General features: G+C 70.8%; 24 protein-coding genes. 17 read left to right on the top strand and 7 right to left on the bottom strand.

The window, feature by feature from the left end:
- Positions 1-61: 61 nt before the first annotated feature.
- The gene (locus tag BJ998_RS40540; RefSeq protein ID WP_184869438.1) at positions 62-577 is read right to left on the bottom strand and encodes an acetoacetate decarboxylase family protein; all 516 of its coding nucleotides are present in this window, start codon (positions 575-577) and stop codon (positions 62-64) included.
- Here BJ998_RS40540 and BJ998_RS40535 point away from each other — a divergent pair.
- On the top strand, positions 570-773 hold the full coding sequence (locus BJ998_RS40535; RefSeq protein WP_184869437.1) for a hypothetical protein: 204 nt from the start codon (positions 570-572) through the stop codon (positions 771-773). The genes BJ998_RS40540 and BJ998_RS40535 overlap by 8 nt on opposite strands.
- Positions 774-954: 181 nt before the next feature.
- Positions 955-1,875: an endo-beta-N-acetylglucosaminidase H gene (locus tag BJ998_RS40530; RefSeq protein ID WP_184869436.1), complete on the top strand. Its 921-nt coding sequence runs from the start codon at positions 955-957 to the stop codon at positions 1,873-1,875.
- A gap of 33 nt (positions 1,876-1,908) precedes the next feature.
- Here BJ998_RS40530 and BJ998_RS40525 read toward each other — a convergent pair whose 3' ends face one another.
- Positions 1,909-2,520, bottom strand: coding sequence for a hypothetical protein (locus tag BJ998_RS40525; RefSeq protein ID WP_184869435.1), 612 nt, complete (start codon positions 2,518-2,520; stop codon positions 1,909-1,911).
- 25 nt (positions 2,521-2,545) lie between these two features.
- Positions 2,546-3,013, bottom strand: coding sequence for a MarR family winged helix-turn-helix transcriptional regulator (locus tag BJ998_RS40520; protein WP_184869434.1), 468 nt, complete (start codon positions 3,011-3,013; stop codon positions 2,546-2,548).
- Positions 3,014-3,084: 71 nt separating this feature from the next.
- Here BJ998_RS40520 and BJ998_RS40515 point away from each other — a divergent pair, with 71 nt between their 5' ends.
- The 8 genes from BJ998_RS40515 (at position 3,085) to BJ998_RS40480 (ending at position 12,379) form a co-directional block, all read left to right on the top strand.
- Positions 3,085-4,194 carry a cytochrome P450 family protein gene (locus tag BJ998_RS40515; RefSeq protein WP_184869433.1) on the top strand — a complete coding sequence of 370 codons (1,110 nt, stop codon included), beginning with the start codon at positions 3,085-3,087 and terminating at the stop codon, positions 4,192-4,194.
- 35 nt (positions 4,195-4,229) lie between these two features.
- Positions 4,230-4,451, top strand: a complete 222-nt coding sequence (locus tag BJ998_RS40510) for a hypothetical protein (RefSeq protein ID WP_184869432.1) — start codon at positions 4,230-4,232, stop codon at positions 4,449-4,451.
- A 69-nt stretch (positions 4,452-4,520) separates the two neighbouring features.
- The gene (locus BJ998_RS40505) at positions 4,521-5,588 is read left to right on the top strand and encodes a substrate-binding domain-containing protein (protein ID WP_184869431.1); all 1,068 of its coding nucleotides are present in this window, start codon (positions 4,521-4,523) and stop codon (positions 5,586-5,588) included.
- Between the two features lie 54 nt (positions 5,589-5,642).
- Entirely contained in the window at positions 5,643-6,650 is a 1,008-nt protein-coding gene (locus BJ998_RS40500) for a hydroxyacid dehydrogenase (protein ID WP_312890624.1), read from the top strand.
- Positions 6,647-8,497, top strand: a complete 1,851-nt coding sequence (locus BJ998_RS40495; protein WP_184869430.1) for a DUF2264 domain-containing protein — start codon at positions 6,647-6,649, stop codon at positions 8,495-8,497. The genes BJ998_RS40500 and BJ998_RS40495 overlap by 4 nt, the downstream gene beginning before the upstream one ends.
- Positions 8,494-10,683: a glycoside hydrolase family 9 protein gene (locus BJ998_RS40490; protein WP_184869429.1), complete on the top strand. Its 2,190-nt coding sequence runs from the start codon at positions 8,494-8,496 to the stop codon at positions 10,681-10,683. The genes BJ998_RS40495 and BJ998_RS40490 overlap by 4 nt, the downstream gene beginning before the upstream one ends.
- 17 nt (positions 10,684-10,700) lie before the next feature.
- Positions 10,701-11,621 (top strand): glycoside hydrolase family 6 protein, encoded by a 921-nt coding sequence (locus BJ998_RS40485; protein ID WP_184869428.1) that lies wholly within the window; start codon positions 10,701-10,703, stop codon positions 11,619-11,621.
- The gene (locus tag BJ998_RS40480; protein ID WP_184869427.1) at positions 11,621-12,379 is read left to right on the top strand and encodes a sugar phosphate isomerase/epimerase family protein; all 759 of its coding nucleotides are present in this window, start codon (positions 11,621-11,623) and stop codon (positions 12,377-12,379) included. The genes BJ998_RS40485 and BJ998_RS40480 overlap by 1 nt, the downstream gene beginning before the upstream one ends.
- A gap of 258 nt (positions 12,380-12,637) precedes the next feature.
- Here the strand turns inward: BJ998_RS40480 and BJ998_RS40475 are convergent, their stop codons facing one another.
- A complete protein-coding gene (locus tag BJ998_RS40475) occupies positions 12,638-13,093 on the bottom strand; it encodes a carboxymuconolactone decarboxylase family protein (protein WP_184869426.1) in 456 nt (151 codons plus the stop codon).
- Positions 13,094-13,140: 47 nt separating this feature from the next.
- Here BJ998_RS40475 and pdxR point away from each other — a divergent pair, with 47 nt between their 5' ends.
- Positions 13,141-14,541: a MocR-like pyridoxine biosynthesis transcription factor PdxR gene (pdxR, locus tag BJ998_RS40470; RefSeq protein WP_312890623.1), complete on the top strand. Its 1,401-nt coding sequence runs from the start codon at positions 13,141-13,143 to the stop codon at positions 14,539-14,541.
- On the opposite strand, the gene BJ998_RS40465 is transcribed toward pdxR, so the two are convergent.
- Both BJ998_RS40465 and BJ998_RS40460 read right to left on the bottom strand, forming a co-directional pair.
- Positions 14,534-16,108: a succinic semialdehyde dehydrogenase gene (locus BJ998_RS40465; RefSeq protein WP_184869425.1), complete on the bottom strand. Its 1,575-nt coding sequence runs from the start codon at positions 16,106-16,108 to the stop codon at positions 14,534-14,536. The two genes, pdxR and BJ998_RS40465, sit on opposite strands and share 8 nt — an antisense overlap.
- Positions 16,105-17,736: a GMC family oxidoreductase gene (locus tag BJ998_RS40460; RefSeq protein ID WP_184869424.1), complete on the bottom strand. Its 1,632-nt coding sequence runs from the start codon at positions 17,734-17,736 to the stop codon at positions 16,105-16,107. The genes BJ998_RS40465 and BJ998_RS40460 overlap by 4 nt, the downstream gene beginning before the upstream one ends.
- Before the next feature lie 476 nt (positions 17,737-18,212).
- Here BJ998_RS40460 and BJ998_RS40455 point away from each other — a divergent pair, with 476 nt between their 5' ends.
- Genes BJ998_RS40455 through BJ998_RS40430 form a run of 6 tightly spaced genes read left to right on the top strand, consistent with a single transcriptional unit; the run spans position 18,213 to position 23,624 of the window.
- Entirely contained in the window at positions 18,213-19,085 is an 873-nt protein-coding gene (locus BJ998_RS40455; RefSeq protein WP_184869423.1) for an ABC transporter ATP-binding protein, read from the top strand.
- On the top strand, positions 19,066-19,827 hold the full coding sequence (locus BJ998_RS40450) for an ABC transporter permease (protein WP_184869422.1): 762 nt from the start codon (positions 19,066-19,068) through the stop codon (positions 19,825-19,827). The genes BJ998_RS40455 and BJ998_RS40450 overlap by 20 nt, the downstream gene beginning before the upstream one ends.
- Positions 19,824-20,783, top strand: a complete 960-nt coding sequence (locus tag BJ998_RS40445) for an ABC transporter substrate-binding protein (RefSeq protein WP_184869421.1) — start codon at positions 19,824-19,826, stop codon at positions 20,781-20,783. The genes BJ998_RS40450 and BJ998_RS40445 overlap by 4 nt, the downstream gene beginning before the upstream one ends.
- Positions 20,780-21,493 (top strand): isochorismatase family protein, encoded by a 714-nt coding sequence (locus BJ998_RS40440; RefSeq protein ID WP_184869420.1) that lies wholly within the window; start codon positions 20,780-20,782, stop codon positions 21,491-21,493. The genes BJ998_RS40445 and BJ998_RS40440 overlap by 4 nt, the downstream gene beginning before the upstream one ends.
- Positions 21,490-22,920 (top strand): UbiD family decarboxylase, encoded by a 1,431-nt coding sequence (locus tag BJ998_RS40435; RefSeq protein ID WP_184869419.1) that lies wholly within the window; start codon positions 21,490-21,492, stop codon positions 22,918-22,920. Before BJ998_RS40440 ends, BJ998_RS40435 begins: the two co-directional genes overlap by 4 nt.
- Positions 22,920-23,624 (top strand): GntR family transcriptional regulator, encoded by a 705-nt coding sequence (locus BJ998_RS40430; protein WP_184869418.1) that lies wholly within the window; start codon positions 22,920-22,922, stop codon positions 23,622-23,624. The genes BJ998_RS40435 and BJ998_RS40430 overlap by 1 nt, the downstream gene beginning before the upstream one ends.
- On the opposite strand, the gene BJ998_RS40425 is transcribed toward BJ998_RS40430, so the two are convergent.
- Complete coding sequence (locus BJ998_RS40425) at positions 23,616-24,332, bottom strand: GntR family transcriptional regulator (RefSeq protein ID WP_312890649.1); 717 nt, start codon at positions 24,330-24,332, stop codon at positions 23,616-23,618. The two genes, BJ998_RS40430 and BJ998_RS40425, sit on opposite strands and share 9 nt — an antisense overlap.
- Position 24,333 lies beyond the last annotated feature (1 nt).

The raw sequence follows: 24,333 nt of genomic DNA, 5'->3' as shown, positions 1-24,333 counted from the left end.
GTGGCGGCAGGTGGCCGAAAATCCGGTCAACTTCCCTGGCGGGCAAGGGATTCCCGGCCGTTCACGCCCGACCGCTCGCCTGGTTCTCGCTCATCACGTACGGCAGCTCCTTCGGCGCCCGCACCACCATGTGGAAGTCGTTCAGCCACATCGCCGGCACGGCTCCCGTCCCCTCCCGCAGCCTTGGCAGTTCCGCCGGCCACTCCGACGGCTGGAGCCGCACCATCCGCAGGCGCCCGTGCCCGATTCCGTGGAAGAACTGCAGCTTTCCGCCCAGCATCCCGAACGCCGGGGCGACAAAGGGCACTCGCGCCGACCATCTCGGGTTTCCCTCGAACCTGATGTCGATGCGCTGACCGGCCTCCGCCTCCATCACCAGGCCGCGGTCCCGCCAGGCGAACGTCGCGAGTTGCTTGGGCAGTCCCCAGATCCGCCGGCCGCCCCACAACGACTCCGGGCTGTCCACCCAGATCGCGTGCACCCAGACCCCGACCCGCCCGCCGCGCCGCACCACGCTGCCGACGATCACCTCGTTGTAGCTGAGGGTGCCTTCGCGGTACCGGACCACCGTGAGCACCAGGCGGTTCCCGCCGATCGACGCCAAGCCGGCCGGCACCGGCACCGGACCCGCCGTGGGCAGCGACGCGATCCACATCGTGCCGCAAGACCACCAGGGCGCCGGCGGATACGGTGTCATCTGCATCCTCACGATGCTGCCACCCGGCCCGGCGGTCGGCCTGCCGACGCCGGCCGTGAACATGTCAATTCCGTAATCGCCTGCCCGCTCCGGTTCGCTCGGCTGGAGCACGGCGCCGATCGGCGGCGGGACGTAGGGTTCGGGGATGAATGTCCTGGTGAGGGCGGGGTTGCCGGTCTTGTGTGACGCCCTCACGTTGTCTTTGACAATTGACGGCGGAATTGACGGTTAACTCGCTCGATGGGAGTTCGGCAACGATGGTGATGTCTGGGCGGGTCACGACGAGCGCGCTGGCTCTGCTGGCGGCGGCGGCGCTCGCGATCGGCACGACGGGAACCGCGGCGGCGGCGGTTCCCACGAACACGGCGGCGGTGGCCAAGACGGGGCCGATCTCGGTGGCCTACGTCGAGGTGAACAACAACAGCATGGTCAACGTGGGCAAGTACACGCTGGCGAAGGGGGGTGGCAACGTCTTCGACATCGGCGTCATCTTCGCGGCCAACATCAACTACGACACGACGAAGAAGTCGGCCTACCTGTACTTCAACCCGAACGTGCAGCGCACCCTCGACAACGCGGCGACGGAGATCCGCCCGCTGCAGGCCAAGGGCATCAAGGTGATGCTGTCCATCCTCGGCAACCACCAGGGCGCGGGCTTCGCCAACTTCCCGTCCCAGGCGGCGGCCAGCGCGTTCGCCAAGCAGCTGTCCGACGCCGTCGGCAAGTACGGCCTGGACGGCATCGACTTCGACGACGAGTACGCGGAGTACGGCAACAACGGCACGGGCCAGCCCAACGCCAGCTCCTTCGTCTACCTGGTCACGGCGCTGCGCAACTACATGCCCAACAAGCTGATCTCGCTGTACAACATCGGCCCGGCCGCGTCCCGGCTGTCCTACGGCGGCGTCAACGTCGGCCCGAAGTTCAACTACGCCTGGAACCCGTACTACGGCACGTGGGGCGTGCCGAGCATCTCCCTGCCCAAGTCCGGGCTGTCCCCGGCGGCCATCGAGATCGGGGCGACGGCCACCAGCACGGCGACGAGCCTGGCCCAGCGCACCGTTTCCGAGGGCTACGGGGTGTACCTGACGTACAACCTCGACGCCACCGACCGGCACACCTACATCTCCAGCTTCACCAACGCGCTGTACGGCAGCGCGGCGGTGTATAACAAGTAGCGGAAACGGCCCGCCCACGAGGCGGGCCGTCTCTCACAGGCAGGGCGGGCGGTAGCCGTCGACCCGCAGCCCACGAAAGTCGAGCGTGTTCGGCGTCTTGCCGACGAAGACCAGCCCGCGCGCCTCGCCCAGCGCCGAAGCGAGGGAGTACGAGGGCTGCCCCAGTTCGGGCAGCCACGTCCACTTGTCCGGGGCGAAGCCGAAGAACCTGCGCACGACCTTGCCGCCGGTCGACGGAATGCGGGTGAGCCACTTGTCGCCGCCGCTCCAGTGCGAGGCCGGCCGCAGCTGGACGTAGAGGTCGTCGGTGGCGCTGTAGGTCAGCCAGAAACCGGCCGACCGGGAGAGGTCGGCCTGCGCCTCGAACTGGTTGCCCAGCCACAGCACGACCACGTGCCACTCGGCGTTGAGGAACGCCACCTTGGCCGCGTATCCGTTGCCCTGGCGCACAAGCAGACTGCCAGTTGCCGGCACCGTCGTGCCCTCACCGGACGCGAGCCACTGCTGATAACGGTCGATCGACGGCGTCTTGCACTCGCAGCGCGGACTGCCTGCGGCGGTTGCCGTGCCGGCGAGGACCAACGCCACCGCACTGACGAGCGTCGCCAACGACCTGAGGAACTTTGCCTTCGAGCCCCCATGCATGTCGGGGAAGCTAGCACGCGGAGGATCACTCGGACCGCTGCCGAAAGCGTTGAATCTCCTCCTCGGTGCGCTCGGTGGCGGCGTCGACGAAGCGCAGCAACGTGGTGAGCTCGGCGTCGTCGAGTTGCCCGAGGTCACGGAGATGGCTGTCGTTCAGGTGGCCGTAGAGGCCGCCGATGCGCTTGACCGCCTGCGCGTCCGGCTCGATGAGGATCTTGCGGCGGTCGTGTGCGTCGGGCACGCGCCGCACGTAGCCGGCCCGCACCAGGCGTTCGATCATGCGGGAGGCCGAGCCGCTGGTCAGGTTCACGCGGTGGGCCAGTTCGCCGGGGGTGGCGGGACCGTGGTTGGCCAGCACGTACATGGCCTGCAGATCGGTCCAGTTCAGGCCCAGGTGCTCGGCGATCATCCCGTTCAGCTGGATGACCGGGATCTGCCAGCGGGCGATCGCCCGCAGCACCTCGGCCCGCCGGGCCTTGTGCGACTGCGTCATCACGTCAGCATACTGCACGGCGCAGTCGCTGCGTCTTGCAGTAATTGCGGTACGCAGATACTGTGCCTCGCATGCTCGATGCGCCCACGGTCAGCTGTCCGTTCGCCACCCCGATCCGTCACCTCGACGACCCCGATCCGCAGCGGGTTGCGATGGCGGAGGCCGGGGCCGTCGTCCGTGCCGACGCCCCGGCGGGCGGCCCGATGTGGATCGTCACTGACGCCGAGTTGGCCCGGGCCGTCCTGTCCGACTCGCGCTTCGCCAAGGACCCCGCCCTCGCCCCGTCACAGTGGAACCCCCGGACGGCGGGCCTCGAACCCACCGCCGCCGAGCAGATGTCCGTGACGACGCTCGACGGCGAGGCGCACGCTCGCCTCCGGCGAGCGCTGACCCCGTTGTTCAGTGCGACCCGGATGCAGGCGGCCTATCCGCGGATGAAGGCCATCGCCGGGCAGTTACTTGATCACCTCGGCCCCGGCGAGGTCGACCTGCTCGACGACTTCACCACCCGGTACCCGCTGGCCGTATTGTGCGACCTGCTCGGCATCCCCGCCGCCCACGTCGACACGGCGATCGGTGCCTGCCGTCTCATGCACGACGACTATCCGGCCAATGTCGGTGAGGCCATGGCGGCCTTCGCGCGCCTTGCCCACGCCGCGGTCGGCAACGGTCTGGCCGCCGAACTCGCCCAGCGCATGCCGGCGGGCAGCACCCCCGAGGACCTCCACTACCAGGTCTTCACCCTGTTGTTCGCCGGGCAGCTCACCACCGACCTGACCATCGGCTTCCTCGTCGCACGCCTGCTCGGTGACCCGACCACACCGCCGGACGAACTCGTCCGCGAAACCCTTCGCCGACACCCGCCGGCCCCGTTCACGCTCTGGCGCTTCACTTCCACCGAGGTCGACCTCGGCGGTGTCCGTCTGCCGGCCAACTCCCCGGTCCTCGTCGACATCCAGGGCATCAACGCCCGGGGCGACACCGACCTCTCCTTCGGTGCGGGCCCGCACTACTGCATCGGGGCCCAACTCGCCCGGCTCGAACTCCGCGCGCTGGTCGAGACCGTCCGTTCCGGCTTTCCCGGTGCCCGGCTCGCCATGCCGCTCGACGCGTTACGCCACAGTGGACCGGGCGGGATCATGGGCAGCAGGCTGCACACCCTTCCCGTACGGTTGCGCTGACGATCAAGCGCCGACGGGCCTTCGGGCGGCGAACAATGCTGGTGACACTGCTGCTGCGGGCGTTGGACAGCCGCGAGCGGCAGCCGGACGACTGGGCGGTCGAGGTGCGGGAGCTGCTGGGGCGGCTGACCGGGCGCTTCGACTCGGGGGAACTGATCTTCGACGGCGTCGCCCCCTGGCTGGCCGGGCTGACAGCCTGGCCGGCCGGTTCGCCTGGGTCAGGAACTTCCTGTGGGTGTTCCGCGCCGGAGTTCTGACCACACGTGCGCCGGCGGCCGGCGATCGTTATGCTGCGTCGAACGATCAAACGATCAGAGGCGGCGGGCATGCGGGAACCGGGTGACGACCGGCGGCAGCGAATCCTGGCCGCGGTCGACGGCCGTGGCCAGGCCAGGGTCACTGACCTGGCCGCCGAGCTGGACGTGTCCGTGGTGACGGTGCGGCGTGACGTGGAGCAGCTGGCGATGGCCGGCAAGCTCGCGCGTGGCCACGGAGTCGTCCGCTCCATGCGCTCGCCGGGGCCGCAACCGCCGGTCCGGCCGCAGCAAGCCGCGGTCGCGTTGGTGATCCCCGAGCGGCACGCCTACCTGGACGAGGCGGTCAACGGGGCCCGCGAGACGTTGGCGGCGGCCGGCATGCGGGCCGTTCTGCACATCGCGCCGCGCGTCGCCGGCGCAGAGCGGCCGATCGCGGAGCGCATCGTCGCCGACGGTGTGTGCGGCCTGCTGATCGCACCGCGCTGGCGGACGTCGGCGGCCGAGGAGGCCGACTACGAGTGGCTGGCCGAGCTGGACGTGCCGGTGGTGCTGATGGAACGCCGTCCCCGTCCGGGCAGCGTGCTGCACGAGACCGACTCGGCCTGCACCGATCACTGGTACGGCATGCACCTGGCGATCGATCACCTGGTGGGTTTGGGGCACCGGCGCATCGTGCTCGCGGCCCGCGACGACAGTCCGACCGCCCGGACGCTGCGTTCGGCGTTCGAGGAGATCGCCATGGCGCGGCGGGAGGTCGAGGACTGGGCGGTCACGCTCAGCGCTCCGGACGCGTGCGCCGATCCGAGCGTCCCGGACACCTCGGTGCCGGTGGCCGAGCTGATCCGGTCGGTGGGCGCGACCGCGGCGGTGATGCACAGCGACGTGGACGCGTTGATGCTGGTCCAGCGGCTCGACGAGGCCGGGATCCGGGTGCCCCGGGACTGCTCGGTGGTGGCCTACGACGACGTCGTCGCCCCGATGGGCAGCACGCCGCTGACCGCGATCGCGCCGCCGAAGGCCGAGGTCGGCCGGGCGACGGCCGAGCTGCTGCTGGCCCGGCTGGCCGGCACGAACCGGCCCCGGCGGGTCGCCATCGCGCCCGAGCTGAAGATCCGGAACTCGACTCTGATCGTTTGATCGAATAAGCGCGCACGATTGACCGTAAAGCGTTCATACACACATACTCGGCTCGTGCGCAGACCACGAACCGCCCTCGCCATGGCTCCGGCCGCCGCCGCGGCCGTGCTCGACGAGCCCGCGCTGGCCACCCTGCGCCGGGTCTGCGAGCTGGCACCCGGGCCGGCACTGGACGACCTGACCACGCCACGAGCCCTGAACGTGTTGCGGGACACCGAGGTTCTCGTCACGGGCTGGGGCTGCCCGCCGCTCGACGCCGCCGTGCTGGCGGCAGCGCCGCAGCTGCGTGCGGTGGTGCACACCGGCGGCTCCGTGCGTAGCCACGTCACCGACGAATGCTGGGCGCGCGGCATCGAGGTCACCTCTGCCGCCGCGGCCAACGCGCTGCCGGTCGCGGAGTACACCGTCGCGATGATCCTGTTGACCGGCAAGAAGGTGCTCGAACGGGCCCGCGAGTACCGGTCGTCCCGGCGGGCGGGGGACTGGCTCGCGGTGCCGCCGCGCGTCGGCAACTTCGACCGCACCGTGGGCATCCTGTCGGCGTCGATGATCGGCCGGCGGGTGATCGAGCTGCTGCGGCAGCACAGCTTCCGGATCCTGCTGCACGATCCGTTCGTGACCACGTCCGAGGCGGCCGACCTCGGCGCGGAGGCGGTCGGCCTGCACGATCTCTTCGCACGCAGCGACGTCGTCAGCGTGCACACCCCGCTCCTGCCGTCGACGCGGGGACTCGTGAGCCGGGACCTGATCGCCTCCATGCGCCTGGACGCCGTGCTGATCAACACCGCCCGCGGCGCGATCCTGGACCAGGACGCACTGGCCGAGGCCACCGCGGCGGGGCGGATCCGCGCGGTGCTGGACGTCACCGACCCGGAGGTGCTGCCGGCCGAGCATCCGTTGTGGGAGCACGACAATGTGCTGATCACGCCGCATCTGGCCGGTTCGGAGGGAACCGAGTGGCGCCGCCTCGCGTACACGGCTGTCGCCGAGGTGGCCCGGTGGGCGGCCGGCCAGGGGTTCGCGTATCCGGTGCCGCGCGAGGGTCTGGGCCGGATCGCATGACTGCGCCGCGGCTGCCGGCGGAGGACCGGCGACTCAGCCCCCACACCGGCTACACCCGCCGGCACTGGGAGGCGGTCGCGGACGGGCTGGTGGAGGCCGCGTGGCGGTGGGCCACCCCGTGCGGGGCGCTGCTCGATCTCCCCGGGCGGCCGTCGTCGAACGGGGTCCGCTCGGACGGACTTGAGGGCTACGCAAGGACTTTCCTCGCCGCCGCGTTCCGCATCGCCGGCTCGGGTGGCGACGACCCGCACGGCTGGCTGCCTCGCTACGCCGACGGCATCCAAGCCGGCACCCGCACGCCCGGCCGCGACGACGCCGAGTCGTGGCCGGTCATCCTCGATCACGACGTGGCCGGCCAGCCGATGGTGGAGTCCGCCTCGGTGGCCCTCGGGCTGCGGCTGACCCGGCCGTGGCTGTGGGACCGCCTCGACGAGCCGACTCAGGATCGTGTCGAGGACTGGCTGCGCGGCGCGCTGCGGCACGTCCCGTCGCCGAACAACTGGTACCTGTTCCCGTTCACCGTCGCCGGTTTCCTGGAATCCGTGGGCCGGGGCGATGCCGAGACGGCGCATGCCCGCACCCGTTCCCTTGAGCTGCTGGACACCTGGTACCAGGGCGACGGCTGGTACTCCGACGGCGATGGGCGGGCCTACGACCACTACAACGGCTGGGCGCTGCACCTGTATCCGGTGCTCGACGGGCACTTGGCCGGGAAGCCGGACGGCCACGGCGAGCGGCTGCGCCGACACCTGGCGGACCTGTCGCTGATGTTCGGCAGCGACGGCGCGCCGCTGCACTTCGGCCGGTCGCTGACCTACCGCTTCGCCGCCGCGTCGGCGATCGGGCTGGGCGCGGTCACCGGCGACACCCCGCTTGCCCCAGGGGCGTCCCGCCGGCTGCTGAGCGGCGCACTGCGGCACTTCCTTGATCACGGTGCGATGGACTCGACGGGGTTGCTGAGCGTCGGCTGGCACGGCCCCCATCCGCCCACAGCGCAGCACTATTCCGGCCCGGCGTCCCCGTACTGGGCGTCGAAGGCTTTCGTGTGCCTGCTCGCGCCGGAGGATCATCCGTTGTGGACGGACGTGGAACTCCCCGCTCCGGTTGAGGAACGGGACCGGGTCGCGGCGATGCCGGCCCCCGGCCTGCTGTTGCAGTCCACTGTGGCCGATGGAATCGTCCGCCTGCACAACCACGGCAGCGACCACGTCCGTCCCGAGGAGGGCGAGTCCGCCGCCGGCGACGATCCGCACTACGGCCGGCAAGCGTATTCCACCCGGACCGGGCCGACCGCCCGCGGCAACACCGCCGACAACCATCTGAACGTCGTCGTCGACGGGGTCGGCAGCGTCCGGCGGCGGATCCATCCGCTCGGTGCCGGAGCGGACTGGGCCGCCTCCTGGCACCGTCCCGTGTTCGTGTCGGGCTCGCCGCTGCGACCCGGCCTGCGCGTGGAGAGCGTCACCGTGGCCCGCGGACCGTGGGAGCTCCGCGCGCACCGGGTGATCGCCGCGCCGTGCGGCACCCGGGTGGCGCTGACCGGCTGGGCGACCGACCCCGCTGATGAACTGCAGTCACGGCTGTTTCCCGTGTACGGCTGGGAATTCCGTGACGAGGCCCGCGCTCCGCACGGCACCGCTTTCACCAGGTGGGCCACGATGCCCCGACTCAGCGCCGACGCGGAGGGCACCGCCCTGTTCGTCGCGCTCGCCATTCTCACCGCCGATCCGGCGCCGCCGTCGCCGCCGGTCGTCGAGGTCCCCGACGGGGGCCGGATCGTTGTGCACTGGAAGGACGGCGGCCGTACCCGGATCAGCTTCGACCCCTTGGTGGTGACGCACACGTGAAGAGAACCGTGCTGGTCGTGGCGGCTGCCCTTGTCGTCGGGCTCGCGCCGCCGGCGCATGCCGACGGCTACGACCGCGTGCTCAACGGCTCGTTCGCCGCCGGCAAGACGCCGTGGTGGAGCAGCGGCAGCACACCGTCCCGAGTGGACAATAGCCGGCTGTGCGCCGATGTGCCGGCCGTCACGGTCAATCCCTGGGACTCGATGATCGGCCAGAACGACATCCCCGTGGAAGCCGGCCGGCCCTACACCCTGCGCTTCACCGCCTCAGCGACGGCCGACGTCACCATCCGGGCCGGCCTCGCCCTCGCCGTGCCGCCCAACACGTCGATGTTCACCAGGACCGCGACGATCGGCGCCACGCCGAAGACGTTCACCCTCACCGGCACCGCCACGATCGCGACCCTGAGCGGCCAACTGGGCTTCCAACTCGGCGGCAACGGCGGCGCGTACACGTTCTGCATCGACGACGTCTCGCTGACCGGCGGAGTGATCCCGCCCGGCGGCGGCCACGACTACGGCTCGCCGGTCCGCGTCAACCAGGTCGGCTACCTGCCGTCCGGTCCCAAGCAGGCGTCCATTGTGGATGCAGCGGCCAAACCCCTGTCCTGGCAGCTGCGCGATGCCGACGGCCGGACCGTCGCCAGCGGCCGCACGCGCGTGCAGGGCGACGACGCCATGTCCGGCGACCACGTGCACATCGCCGACTTCTCGAGCTTCCGCCGCAGCGGCCACGGTTACACCCTGGCCGTCGGCTCCGCGGTCAGCTACCCGTTCGACATCGAGGCCAACCTGTACGACTCGCTGCGCCGGGATTCGCTGGAGTACTTCTACTACAACCGCAGCGGCATCCCGATCGACGCCCAGTACGTCGGCGCCGCCTATGCCCGGCCTGCCGGTCACATCGGCGTGGCCCCGAACAAGGGCGACACGAGCGTGCCGTGCCTGCCCGGCACCTGCGACTACAGCCTGGACGTCGCCGGCGGCTGGTACGACGCCGGCGACCAGGGCAAGTACGTCGTGAACGGCGGCCTGGCGGCGTGGCAGCTCATGGACCTGTACGAACGGTCGTGGGGCCGGCCGGGGGACGGGCTACTGGCGATTCCCGAGAACCACAACGGGATCCCGGACGTCCTCGACGAATCCCGGTGGGAGATGGAGTTCCTGCTGAGCATGCAGGTGCCGGCCGGGCAGCCGCTGGCCGGCATGGCCCACCACAAGATCCACGACCTGGCCTGGACGTCGCTGCCGACGATGCCGCAGAACGATCCGCAGCCGCGGTACCTGCACCCGCCGTCGACGGCGGCGACGCTCAACCTGGCGGCGGCGGGAGCGCAGTGTGCGCGGGTGTGGGCGTTGTGGGACAAGGCATTCTCCCAGCGATGCCTGGCCGCGGCGCATGGCGCATGGCAGGCGGCGCTGCAACACCCGGCGATCTACGCCCCGGCCGAGGACAGCGTCGGCGGCGGGGCCTACGACGACACCGATGTCAGCGACGAGTTCTCGTGGGCGGCGGCGGAGTTGTACGCCACCACCGGCGACCGCACGTACCTCGACCACATCACCGCCGACATCACCTCGGCCGGATTCTCCTGGCGTGACACCGGGGCGCTGGCGGATCTCACCATCGTCCGCCTGCCGTGGCGGTTCCCGCCGGCCCGTGTCGCGGCGGCCCGCGCGCGGGTGCTCAAGGTCGCCGACGGGTACGTCAAAGACCTGAAGTCGCAGGGATATCCCAATCCCTACCGGCCGGCGGACGGCCAGTACGTGTGGGGTTCCAACAGCGCCACCACGAACAACGCCCTGATCATCGCCACCGCGTACGACCTGACGGGCCGGCCCGGCTACCGCGACGCGGTGCTGGAGTCGATGGACTACCTGCTCGGCCGCAACGCCGTCAACCAGTCCTACATCACCGGCTACGGCGAACGCGCCAGCCACAACGAGCACAACCGGATCTTCGCCCACGAACTGGATCCGAAGCTGCCCGAGCCGCCCGCCGGCTCGATGGCCGGCGGCCCGAACTCCGGGCTGGACGACCCGGTGGCGCAACAGAACCTGCCCGGCTGCCGGCCGGCCAAGTGCTACCTCGACGAGATCGACTCGTACTCCACCAACGAGGTGGCGATCAACTGGAACTCCTCGCTGGCCTGGCTCGCCGGCTTCGTCGACTCCCTGCGACCGTGATCGAAAGGAGGTCCACGATGAGGTGGACCGTCCTCGCCGCGACCCTGCTGCTGCTCGCCGGTGGCGTCCCCGCCGGCGCCGCCACCACCGGCTTCTACGTCAATCCGGACTCGGCCCCGGCGGTCTGGGTGCGGAACAATCCCGGCGATTCCCGGGCCGGCGCCATCCAGTCGGCCATCGCGAGCAAGCCGATCGCCCGCTGGTTCGGCGACGACGCGAACATCGGCGGCACCGTCGGCAGTTACGTCGGGGCCGCCGCCAGCCACAACCTGGTGCCGGTGCTCGTCGCCTACAACCTGCCGGAACGGGACGTCTGCGGCGGCGAGTCCAGCGGCGGCGCGAGCAGCATGAGCGCCTACGAGACGTGGATCTCCAGCTTCGCCGCCGGCATCGGCGCCAAGCCGGCGGTGGTGATCATCGAACCGGACGGTCTCGCCGACATCAGCTGCATGACCTCGTCGTCGGACATCTCCGACCGGCTCGCCATGCTCGCCTTCGCCGCCAGAATGTTCCAGGAGAAGGCCCCCAACGCGTCGGCCTATCTCGACGCCGGCAACGCCGGCTGGGTCGCCGCCGGCACCATGGCCGGCCGGCTGAAATCCGCCGGGGTCAGCAGCATCCGGGGCTTCGCGCTGAACGTGTCCAACTTCTACACCACCAGTTCGTCGATCAGCTACGCCGACTCCGTCAACGCCGCCCTCGGCTACGCCGCGAAGTTCGTGATCGACACCAGCCGCAACGGCAACGGCTCCGACGGCGAGTGGTGCAACCCCGCCGGCCGCAAGCTCGGCACGCCGCCCCAGACCGGCGGCGGGGCGGACATGCTGCTGTGGATCAAGACCCCCGGCGTGTCGGACGGCCAGTGCGGCGTCGCGCCCACGGTCCCGGCCGGCCAGTTCAGCCCCGACCTGGCCGTCCGGCTGATCAACGGCACCTGATGGGGTGGCGGTTCGCGGTGAGCACGCTGGGCATGCCCGGCGCGCCACTGGCACGGTCCGTGCGCACCGCCGTCGCGCACGGCTGCGAGGGCCTGGAGATACGGGCCCACCCCGACGAGGAGGTCCACTGCGGCATGACCTCCGCCGCCGCGGCGCGAGGGCTGATCGGCGACGCGGGGCTGGCGATCGCGTGCCTCGCCGGTTACGCCAAGGTGTGCGCGCCGGGCCCGGACGGGCCGGTGATCGCCGAGCTCAGGGCCCTGATCGACCTCGCCCACGAGCTCGACGCCTCGGCCGTCCGGGTGTTCCCCGGCGGCGACGGCCGTCCGCACGACCGGATCGCGGCCGTCCTCGACGACCTGCGGGCTGCCGGAACAAGGCTGCTGGTCGAGACGCACGATTCGCATCCCACCGGCGCGGCCGCGCGCCGGATCGTCGAACCGATCGGAGCGCCGGACGCGGTGGCGGTGCTGTGGGACGCGCTGCATCCGTGGCGGCATGGTGAGTCGCCCATCCGTACGCGTGAGGTGCTCGGCGACTACCTTGGGTACTTCCAGCTCAAGGACGCCCGCGCGGTCGATCCGACACCGCTGCCGCCGGGCGACGGCGAAGTCCCGCTCGGGGAGTGCGCCGCAGTGCTCCGACCGTGGTCCGGTTGGGTCTCGCTTGAGTGGGAGAAGGCGTGGTATCCGGCAGTCCAACCGGTGGGGACCGCCCTTCGCGCCGCCTCCCGCTGGCTGCTGACCCACCGGCCCTGATTTTGACTATATCGCTCTGACCTGCGTATATGTATCTATACAGCGAATGTATACTCCGAGCGTATAGTCGTGGCATGTCACCGAGTCACGCCGAGCACCTGGGGGAGTGATGGCACAGGCCACGCTCGAAGTTCGTCACGGCCGGCGACCTCGTGCACGCCCAGCACGCGATAACGCGACGCGGCGCCGATCTTCTCGGCGCTGGCCAGCACGTAGGTGTCGGCGGCGCGGCATGTTGCTGCGTGAGGACGGGTAGGGCTACGCCGCCCGCTCGTCGGTGCCGGGGACCTTGGCGGTGCTCAGGGCGATCCGGTTCCAGGTGTTGATCGTGAAGATCAGCGCCAGCAGCCGGGCCAGCTCCTCCTCGCCGAAGTGCTCGGCGGCATGGGCGTACACCGCCTCCGGCACGCCCGCACGGGACACCAGCGTGACGGCCTCGGTCAGGTCGAGGGCCGCGCGTTCCTTGTCCGTGAAGAAGCCGGCCGCCTCCCGCCACACGGCGACCATGTGCATCCGCTCCTCGCTCTCGCCGGCCTTGCGGGCGTCCGAGGTGTGCATGTGCAGGCAGTAGGCGCAGCCGTTGAGCTGCGAGGCGCGGATCTGGACCAGCTCGACGAGGGTGGGGTCGAGGTCGCGGCGGGCCTCGGCGTCGAAGGCGAGCAGGGCGCGGAACGCGGGGCGGGCGGCCTTGGCGAAGGTGAGTCGGTTCGTCACGGGCACAACGCTACGGGCCGGAAAGACCTTCGCTAGAGTTCAATTCCGTGGCGGATTCATGGGTCAATTCGGCGGCGCGCCTGGGCAGTGACCTGCACCTGGAGCTGGCCGGCACCGGCAGCCGCCGGGCGGTGCTGATGCGGGCCCTGCGTGACGCCGTGCGGGACGGAAGGCTGGCGCCGGGCACCAGGCTGCCGCCGTACCGGTCCCTCGCGGCCGACCTCGGCCTTGCCCGCAACACCGTCGCCGAGGCGTACGCCGAACTGGTCGCCGAAGGGTGGCTGGTCGCCCGGCAAGGCTCGGGAACGCAGGTGGCGCCGCGCACCGAGGCTCGGATCTCTCCTGCGGCGAAGGCCGCGCCCGCACGTTCGGCCGCCCCGACGCACAACCTCAAGCAGGGGCAACCTGATCCGGCTTCCTTCCCGCGCTCGGACTGGCTGGCCGCCGCCCGCCGCGCGTTCACCGCCGCGCCGAACGACGCCTTCGGCGTGGGTGATCCGCAGGGGCGTCCCGAGCTGCGCCGAGCCCTGGCCGAGTACCTGGCGCGGGTACGCGGGGTGCGGACGACGCCGGATTGCATCGTGGTGTGCTCTGGTGTCGCCCATGCGCTGCGGCTGCTGTTCGGCGGCAAGGTGCTGCGCGGCCCGCTGGCGTTGGAGTCGTACGGGCTCGCCTTTCACCGATCCATCCTCGACGCGGCTTCGGTTCGCACGGTCCCGCTTCCGCTCGACGAGCGCGGCGCCCGTACCGACGAGTTGGCGGGCGTGCGGGCCGCGATGCTGACGCCGGCCCATCAGTTCCCCACCGGCGGCCCGCTGCACTCCGAGCGACGCGTCCGTGCGGTGGAGTGGGCCCGAAGCCGAGGAAACCTCATCATCGAGGACGACTACGACGGCGAGTTCCGCTATGACCGGGAACCGGTCGGTGCGGTGCAAGGCCTGGCCCCGGAGCGGGTCGTCTACCTCGGGTCGCTGAGCAAGAGCCTGTCGCCGGCGGTCCGGCTGGGCTGGATGGTGCTGCCCGAGTCGCTCGTCGCGCCCGTCCTTGCCGCCAAAGGGGATCGGGAAGCCTGGACCAGCGTGGTCGACCAGCTCACCCTCGCCGAGTTCATCGAATCCGGCCACTACGACCGGCACATTCGCCGCATGCGCCAGCGGTACCGCAGCCGCCGCGATCGTCTGGTCGCCGCCCTCGCCCCGCACATCACGGCGACCGGTATCGTCGCCGGACTGCACGCCGTGCTGCGCCTGCCACCCGGGACCGAGCGGGCCACCGTCCGGGCCGCCGCCGCGCAGTCCATCGCCCTCGACGGGCTGGCCGACTTCCGGCATCCGGACGCCACGATGCCCGCCTTCGACGGCCTCGTCGTCGGCTACGCCGCCCCGTCCGACCGAGGCTACGAGGCCGCGCTGGCAGCGCTGGGCCGCATCCTCCCGCCGGCTACCTGATCCGCAGCTTCCGCATGAGCTTCATCGTGGAAAGCATGCCCACGACGTACTTCTCGGGATCCTGGCCCGGCCGTGGACCCATGACCTGCTTCTTGAGCACGGCCAGGTTCTGCACGTCGGTGTACTTGAGCAGGCCCTGGTCGCCGTGGCGCGCGCCGACGCCGGAGTTCTTGACGCCGCCGGACGGCGTTCCCTTGGCGGCGTAAGCGGTGGCGAGGATGTCGTTGATGTTGACGTTGCCGGATTCGAGCCGCCTGGCCACGGCGTGCGCGGCGGCCATGTCGCGGCCCCAGACCGAGGCGTTGAGGCCGTAGTCGGTGTCGTTGGCCAGCGCGACCGCTTCGTCGATGGTGCGGTACCTGTGCAGCGCGACAACGGGTCCGAAGGTTTCCGTGACGCCGCAGAGCATGTCCTTGGTGACGCCTTCGAGGATCGTCGGCTCGAAGAACGCCGGGCCGAGATCGGGACGGGGCTTGCCGCCGCAGAGCACGGTGGCGCCCTTGGCCACCGCGTCGTCCACATGGGACTTGACCCGGCGCATGTGGTCCACGGAGACGAGCGAGCCCATCTCGGGGCCGAAGTCGTAGGCGGCGCGGACGTCGAGCGCCCGGGCCCTGGCCACGAAGGCGTTCCTGAACTCGTCGTAGCGGGACTCGGGCAGGTAGATCCGCTCGATGTGCATGCAGATCTGGCCGGTGTTGCCGAACGCGCCGAAGATCGCGCCCGCCACGGTCTCGGCCATGTCGGCGTCGTCGAGCACGATCATCGGGTTCTTGCCGCCGAGTTCGAGACAGCAGCCGATGAGGTTGCGGCCGGCCCGCTCGCCGATCACCTTGCCGGTGGCGGTGGAGCCGGTGAACATCACGTAGTCGGCGTGGTCGATGAACGTGGGGCCGACGTCGGGTCCCTCGCCGCACACCACCTGGAACAGGCCCTTCGGCAGCCCGGCCTCCTCCAGCATCTGGATGCCGTACAGCGGCGAGAGCGCCGTCTTGTTGTCGGGCTTCAACACGACGGCGTTGCCGGCCATCAGCGCCGGCACGGCGTCGGAAATGCCGGTGGCGAACGGGAAGTTCCACGGCGCGATCACCCCGACGACGCCCTTGGGCTGCCGGATCTCGGTCGACGTCGTCAGCATCGGCACCGGCCCGCCGCGCCGGACCGGCGCCAGCAGCTTGGCCGCCCGCTTCAGGTAGTGGCTCATCACCATCGGCGGGTCGCAGGTCTCCTCGATCGCCATCTGCCGGTTCTTGCCGCTCTCGACCTGGATGAGGTCGGCGACGGTCCGCGCGTTGTCGACGAAGATCGTGTGCGCCCGCTTGAACACCGCCAGCCGCTGCTTGATCGGCGTGGCGGCCCACGTCCGTTGCGCCGCACGGGCGGTGGCGAAGGCCTGCTCGATGTCGGCCGGCGTCGACTGCGGCAGCTCGACGAGCAACTCGCCGGTGTAGACCTCGGTGAGCCGCCAGGGCGCGGCGGACGACCCCGGCACCCGGGCGACGAGTTGCCGCAGGAACGCGTCGGTCGTGGACGCCGGGCGGGTGAGCTGCAGCGGAGTGAGGGTCATCGCCGGCTCCCGAGGACGAGTTGCGCACCCATTTCGCCGATCATGATGCAGGGCGCGTTGGTGTTGCCGCCGGTGATCGACGGCATGATCGAGGCGTCGCAGACCCGCAGCCCGTCGACGCCACGCACCTTCAGGTCCGGGCTGACGACCGAGAGCTCGTCGACACCCATCCGGCAGGTGCCCACGCCGTGGTACACCGACGTGGCACGGTTCAGGATCGCGTCTCGAAGCTCCTGGCCCCGCAGCTCGGCGCCGGGGTGGATCTCCTCCTTGACCGCGCCCCGGAACGCCGGGGAGCCGAAGATCTCGCGCACCATCTCCGAGCCCTCGCCGAGCACTTCGAGGTCGGCCGCGTCGGCCAGGAACTGGAAGTCGACGAGCGGCGGCGCCGTCGGATCGGCCGAGGCCAGCCGCAGCGTGCCGCGGCTGCGCGGGTAGATCAGCGTCGTCAGCACGGTGAGCGCGGGCCGCTTGTCGACGTCGTGCCGGATCGGCTCGTCCTGGTTGGGCGACACGTACGCCCACGGCAGGACCTGCAACTGGAGATCGGGGATGCCGTCGGCCTGGGACGTCCTGAGGAACGCCACCGCCTCGAAGACGGTGTTGGCCAGCACGCTGGTGCCGGGCCGGAGCAGCTCCTTGACCAGGTTGCGCGCGAAGTACGGCGCCGAGCCCTTGTTCTTGCTGGACGAGACGTGGAACGTCAGGGCGTGGAACATGTGGTCGTGCAGGTTGTCGCCCACCGGCAGGTCCGCGATCACCCGGATGCCGTGGTCCTTCAGGTGGTCGGCGTGGCCGACGCCGGACAGCATCAGCAGCTGCGCGGATCCGATGAACCCGGCGGAGAGGATGACCTCCCGGCCGGCGCGAACGGTCCGCCGCGTCCCGTCGGCGTCGACGACCTCGACCCCGACCGCACGGCCGTTCTCGATGATCACCTTCTGCGCCAGCACCTCGGACTGCAGCTCCAGCGTCGGCGGCGCGAGGTGGTGGAGGTAGCCGCGTGAGGCGCTGTAGCGCAGGCCGTTCGCGGCGTTCTGCTGCATCCGGCTGACGCCTTCCTGCGACTCCGCGTTGTAGTCGTCGAGGATCTGGCAGCCGAGCGCGTCGGCCGTGGCCTCGAGGAACTGCAGCGACGCCTCCTGCGGGGTCGTGCTGCGCGTGACCCGGATCGGCCCGCCGGCTCCCCGGAACGCGTTCTCCCCGTCCTCGAAGTCCTCCATCCGCTTGTACGCCGCGTTCACGCTGTCGGCGTCCCAGCCCACGTTGCCCTCGGCGGCCCAGGAGTCGAAGTTGGCGCGGTTGCCCCGGACGTAGACCATGCCGTTCACGGAGCTGGAGCCGCCGACCACCTTGCCCCGCGGCACCGGCATCCGGCGGTCGAGGATGTGCTTCTGCGGCACCGAGTAGTAGCCCCAGTCGACGAGCTTCTTCAGCTGCGGCACCGCGTGCATCGGGGCCACCAACCCCGGTTTCCTGACCAGCAGCTGGTCGTCGCTCTTGCCGGCCTCCAGCACGATCACGCTCGCGCCCGACTCCGCCAGCCGGCCCGCGATCGCGGCCCCCGAGCTGCCGGATCCGACCACCACGTAGTCGGCCTCAACGCCCCGCGGCGCCCTCTTCGCCATGACCGCTCCGCTCCTAGCCCACCCCGAAACTGTAACGTGTTCTAGTTCCGCCCAACCGTATTGCGTCCGCACCCGGTTCCGCAACGGCCTGCGGGGTTCGGTCGATGCTCACCTGCCCGAGCTGTCGTCTCGGGAACCGGTTCTCATCGCACGGATCGGCCGTGGCCGCGCGCCGGCCGGAACCGGCGATCATGAGTGCGGAGCGGCTAGTGTCGACAGTTTGGCGGCCCATCTCGACTGCCGCGCTACGGCCTCAGTGTCGGCCCGGCGGTGCCTCGCGAGCCGTGTGGCCGGCGGATTGTGCTGCAAAGTATGCCACTGTAGTGGATTCCTGACGGCCTGTGACGCCGGTTTCGGGCCTTGACGTGAGGCGGCGCACAGGCTCAGACTCTCCCGAAGTGTCGACACCTTGCGGTCCGTAGCCATCGGCAAGGAGGAGCGATAGTGACCACGCCGGACGATGTGGCGGTGCCCTGATGCCCGGAACGAACATCTGCCTGGACGCCCGCGACCTGCTGTTGGGGCACAAGGCGCGGCGCGGGGGCGGGTTCTCGACCGCGTGCCTGGACCTGAACCTGCAGATCCACGACGAGGAGTTCGTGGTGATCGTCGGCCCGAGCGGGTGCGGCAAGACCACGTTCCTGGAGGCGGTGGCGGGGCTGGTGCCGGTCGCGGGCGGGGCCCTGGAACTGGGCGGCCGGCCGATCGACGGCCCGGGGCCGGAGCGGTCGCTGGTGTTCCAGCACGCCTCCCTCTACCCGTGGCGGACGGTGCTGGACAACGTCCTGTTCGGACCCCAGGTGCAGGGCAAGCTCACGGCGGAGACCCGGCGGCGGGCGGAGGAGCTGCTGGAGATCGTCGGCCTGGCCAAGGTGGCGAAGAAGTACCCGCACGAGCTGTCGGGCGGGATGCGGCAGCGGGTCAACCTGGCCCGCGCCCTGGCGACGGACCCGACGTTGCTGCTGCTGGACGAGCCGTTCGGGGCGCTGGACGCGCAGACCCGCGAGAACCTGCAGGACGAGCTGCTGCGGATCTGGCAGGCGGGCACGGTCGGCGCGAAGAAGACGGCGATGTTCGTGACCCATGACGTGAACGAGGCGGTGCTGCTCGCCGACCGCGTGCTGGTGTTCTCTCCGTCGCCGGCCCACGTCGCGCTCGAAGTGGTCATCGACGTGCCCCGGCCCCGCGACGCCGCCTGGCGGCGCAGCGCCGAGTTCCTGGCCTACGGCGACAAGATCCTCTCGGCCCTCCACCACAAGACCCCAGCGAGGAACCATGACAACGGCGTCACCCCCGCGCCCGATGGCGCGGCCATCAGCACCGTCCGGCTTGGCGCTGCGACACCGTAGCGCCCTGCTCGGCGCGGCCGGCATCGCGATCGTCCTGGCGCTGTGGCAGCTCTCGGCGGCCGTCGGCCTGGTCGACGTGTCCTTCAGCAGCAGCCCGACGCGCATCGCGGCGGCCGAGGTGAACCTGTTCGGCACCGGCGAGATCTTCCCGGCGCTCGGCGCCACCGGCCTGGAACTGGTGTGGGGCCTGGCCATCACGTTCGTGCTGGGCATCCCGATCGGGCTGGTGCTCGGCCGCAGCCGGATCCTGCACGACATGACCGAGCCGATGGTCAACATCCTCTACTCGGTGCCGTACGTGATGTTCCTGCCGATCATCATCTTCTGGTTCGGCATCGACAACGCCTCGCGGGTGATCGTCATCGTGTGGGCGGCGATCCTGCCGCTGATCATCAACATCACCGCCGGCGTCCGCAACCTCGACCGCGACTACACCCGCGTGGCAACGGTGTTCTGCACGCCGCGACTCAGGTTCTTCTACGCCATCGCACTTCCCGCCACGCTGCCGTACATCCTCGCGGGCGTCCGGCTGGCCGTCGGCCGCGCCCTGGTCGGCGCGATCGTGGCCGAGCTGTTCCTGGCCAGCCAGGGCCTCGGCTACTTCGTGCAGACGCAGACGTCCAACTTCGACATGGACTCGGCGATGGCCGGGATCGTCCTGCTCGCCGTGCTGGCCCTGTTGCTGAACTGGGCCGTCCGGCTCATCGAACGTCGCTTCACCCACTGGGCAGGTGCGCAATGAGAACCCGGATCACACTGGTCGCCGCCGGGTTGTTGGTCGGCCTCACCGGCTGCGCGGGCGGCACGGTTGCCGCCGACGCCAACGGCGCGCTGCCGGTCACCATCGGCTACACCGCGCTCGGCGCGGGCTACTCCGACCTCTACACCGCGCAGGACTACGGCATCTTCGCCAAGCACGGCCTGAACGTGAAGCTGACCCGGCTCAACGACAGCTCGCAGCTGGTCGCCGGGCTGGCCAGCAACAGCGTGCAGATCGGCGTCGGCGTCGCGGCCGACACCGCGGCGGCGATCATGAAGGGTGCGGACCTGAAGTACGTGGCGATGTCCGAGCCGCACTACAACCTGGAGATGTGGGCCAGTCCCGACGTCAAGGACGTGGCCGGGCTGAGGGGCAAGAAGGTCGCCATCACCTCACCGGGCTCGGAGAGCGACTTCGGCCTGACCGCGCTGCTGCAGGCCAACGGCCTCCAGCGTGCCGATGTCACGGCGGTGTTCGTCAAGGGCGTCCCGGCCGAGGTGGCGGCGCTGGTCAGCGGCGCGGTGTCGGCGATCCTCACCCAGCCGCCCAACGGCACGGAGAGCCGGGAGAAGGGCGCGCACCGGCTGGCGGCGCTGTCGAACCTGCCGTTCCCGCTCGGCGCGTACACCGTGCAGTCCCGGTACCTGCAGAGCAACCGCGAGGTCGTGAAGCGGTTCGTCGCGGCGGAAGCCGAGGCGCTGCAGTACATCCGTGGCCACAAGAACGAGACCGTGAAGAGCATCCAGAAGTACAGCGGCGTGCAGAGCACCGATCTCGCCTCGTACGCCTACGACTTCTTCCTCGACGTCTGGGCGAAGACGCCGGCCGTCGACGAGAAGGTGATCAAGCAGGCCTTCGACGAGGCCGCGGCCAACGCCAGGACGACACCGCCGCCGGACGTCTCGAAGTACATCGACAACAGTCTGACCGCGTCATGACCGGTCCGTTCGCCGCGGAGTGGTCGAAGTACCTGACCGAACGCGACCGCGCGGTGCTGGCGGCGACGTCGTGGGCCAAGCAACGCCCGTTCGGTCTCGGGGTCGCCCCGGCCGTGATCGTCGTCGACCTGTACTACGCGGCGCTGGGCCTGCCGCGCCGGGACATCCTCGATGCGGTCCCGGACTGGCCCAGCGCCTGCGGCGCGGACGGCTGGGCCGCCGTCGACCGGACCGCGCCGCTGCTCGCGGCGGCCCGCGACGCGGGTGCGCCGGTGATCTACTTCCACCAGACTCCGGCGCGGTACGGCCGCTGGAACCGGAAACCCAAGCCGGCGCTCGCCCCGCGCGCCTCCACGGTGGACCCGAACGCCATCGTGTCCGAAGTGGAGCCCGGGCCGGACGACATCGTGCTGGCGAAGATCGGGCCCAGCTGCTTCCACGGCACCCCGCTCGACACCGTCCTGAGGATGGGCGGCCACGACACGCTGCTCGTGGTCGGCGAGGCCACCAGCGGCTGCGTGCGTTCGACCGTGGTCGACGCGTGCAGTCGGGGCTACCGGATCGGTGTCGTCGGCGACTGCTGTTTCGACCGGTTCGAGGCGTCGCACTGGCTCAGCCTGTTCGACCTCGACCAGAAGTACGCGGACGTGATCACCGCCGACGCGGCGATCGACCATTTCCGCCAGACCTCGCGAAGGACAGTGGCATGAGCGACCCGGACCTGCGCACGTGGCTGGCCGAAGCCGAGGCCGCCGGGGAGCTGCAGACGGTCGAAGGCGCCCACTGGGAGCTGGAGATCGGCGCGCTCTCCCAGGTCAACTACCGGCGCGGCCAGCCCAAGGCGCTGATGTTCGACGGCATCAAGGACTACGCGCCGGGCCTGCGGGTGCTGTCCGGCTCGGTCAGCAACCCGCGGCTGCTCGGCTCCGTGCTCGGGCTGGGCTGGGACAACACCGACGAGGACCTGGTCGAGGCGCTGGCGGTCAAGCCGGGGGAGTGGATCGAGCGGGCCGGTGACCACAAGGCCGTCACCGTGGAGGACGGGCCACTGCTGTCCAATGTGGATGACGAGGTCGATCTGCTGAAGTTCCCGGTGCCGCGTTGGCACGAGGGCGACGGCGGCCGCTACATCGGCACCGGCTGCGCGGTGGTCACCCGCGACTACGACACCGGGCGGATCAACCTGGGCGCGTACCGGATGCAGGTGCAGGACGAAGGCCGGTCGGCCAGCGTCAACATCGAAGCCGGCAAGCACGGGGCCCAGCACCTGCGCCGCTGGTTCGAGGCCGAGGGCCGGGCGCCGATCGCCGCGTCGCTCGGGCACCACCCCGCGTACCTGGTGGCGGCCGGCGTCGAGGTGCCCGGCGACGTCTCGGAGTACGACTACGTCGGCGCGATGTTCGGCGCCCCGGTGCGGACGGTGGCCGGCCTCGCGACCGGGCTGCCGCTGCCGCACGACGCCGAGATCGCGATCGAGGGCTGGGTGCGGCCGGACGACAAGCGCCCCGAGGGCCCGTTCGGCGAGTGGACCGGCTACTACTCCGGCTCCCGCGACCCGATCCTCACGATCGACGTCGAGAAGGTGTACTACCGCGACAACCCGATCCTGCTCGGCGCCCCGCCGGGCAAGCCGCCGCACGACTACTCGTACATGCGCACGGTGATGAAGTCGGCGATCATCACGGACTCGCTGCGCAAGACCGGATTGCCCGGCCTGCGGGGCGTCTGGGCGCACGAGGCCGGCGGCGGGCGGTCGCTGCTGATCGTGGCGATCGAGCAGCGCTACCCCGGGCACGCCCGGCAGGCCGCGTACCTCACGGCGCAGCTGCCGAGCGCGGCCTACATGAACCGGTTCACGGTCGTCGTGGATCACGACGTCAACCCGCGTGACCTCGGCGAGGTGATGTGGGCGATGTGCGGGCGGACCGATCCGTCGCTCGACATCGAGGTGATGAAGCGGACGTGGGGCAGCCGCGTCGACCCGCTGACGCTGCCCGGCGAGATCGCGTTCAACAGCCGGGCGATCATCGACGCCTGCCGCCCGTACGAGCGGCTGGGCGACTTCCCGGCTGTCGCGGAGTCCAGCCCGGAGCTGGTCGCGTCGGTGAGCCGGCGTTGGCCCGAGGTGCTCGGCTAGTGACCGCCACCGGCGTCCCGGATCTCCGGCGGGAGCTGCTGTTCACGGCGCTGGGCGGGGTGGAGGGCGGCTCCTCGCTGGCGTTCACGATCTTCCAGGAGATCGCGGTCGGCATCGTCGAGGGGCGGCTGCCGCCGGGCCACGAGGTCAACTCGGCCGAGCTGGCCCGGCGGTTCAGCACCAGCCGGACCCCGGTGCGGGAGGCGCTGCTGCTGCTCGAACGGGAGTCGCTGGTGATCATCCCGCCGCGCCGCCGGCCGTACGTGTCCCCGGTGCACATGGCCCAGGTGCGGGAGGTCTACGAGATCCGCGCCAGCCTGTACGCGCTGGTCAGCGAGCTGCTGGTGGCCCGCGCGACCGACGAGGAGATCGACGGCCTGCGGGCGTGGCAGGGCCTGCTGGCGGCGGACGCGGAGGCGGGCGACGTCGACGCGTACTTCTGGCACAACGTCGGCTTCCGCAACGCCGAGTCGAGCCTGGCCCGCAACGGCGAGCTGCAGCGCCGGCTCGGCTCGCTGGGGCTGCAGATGCACCGGTTCCGGCACCTGAGCCTGTCGCTGCCCGGCCGGCTGCTGCACTCGGTCGCCGACCACGAGCGCCTGGTCAACGCCTACGCCGACCGCGACGCCGACCTGGCGGCGGCGGTGAGCCGGTCGCTGGTGATGCGGGGGTACCGGGCGATCGAGCGGTCCGGCCTAGTCTGAGTCCAGACCGGACCATCCGGACGCCTCGATGGCCTGCAGGCCCCTCATGATGATCGAGCGGGTCAGGGCGGCGGCCAGCGTCGCGTCCCGGTCGGCGTAGGCGGCGAGCAGCCGCTCGTGATCCTCCACGGAGCGGTCCAGCCGCCCCGGCAGCGACAGGCTGACGTGCCGCAGCTGCAGCGTCCGCAGCCCGAGCGAGCTGAGCAGCCGGGTCAGCTGCCGGTTCCCCGACACCTCCGCCTCGGCCTGGCGGAACGTGACGTTGTGCCAGAAGTACGCGTCGACGTCGCCGCGCGCCGCATCGTCGCGCAGGTGGCCCTGCCAGACGTGCAGCACCTCGAGGTCCTGGTCGTCAGCGTTGCTGACGATCAGCTCGCTGACCAGCGTGTGCAGGCTCGCCCGGATCTCGTAGAGCTCCCGCGCCTGGGTGAGCGTGACCGGCGCGACCCGCGGCCGGCGGCGGGCCGGGACGTCGACGAGGCCCTCGCGCTCCAGCGTCAGCAGTGCCTCCCGCACCGGCGTGCGGCTGCTGCCGTAGCGCTTCGCCAGCTCGACCGAGTTGACGTCGGCGCCCGGCGGCAGCGTGCCGTCGATGATCTGCCGGGCCAGGTCCTCCACGATCCGGTCCACGAGCGAGACGTCGGTGCGCCCGTCGCGCAGCATCTGGCGCAGCACGTCGCTGCCGGGCCGGTCGCCGTTCTCCGGCACG

Origin of the sequence: Kutzneria kofuensis, from assembly GCF_014203355.1 — a bacterium.
In the GTDB taxonomy this organism is placed as follows: domain Bacteria; phylum Actinomycetota; class Actinomycetes; order Mycobacteriales; family Pseudonocardiaceae; genus Kutzneria; species Kutzneria kofuensis.
This window is presented reverse-complemented; position numbering and strand designations above follow the sequence as displayed.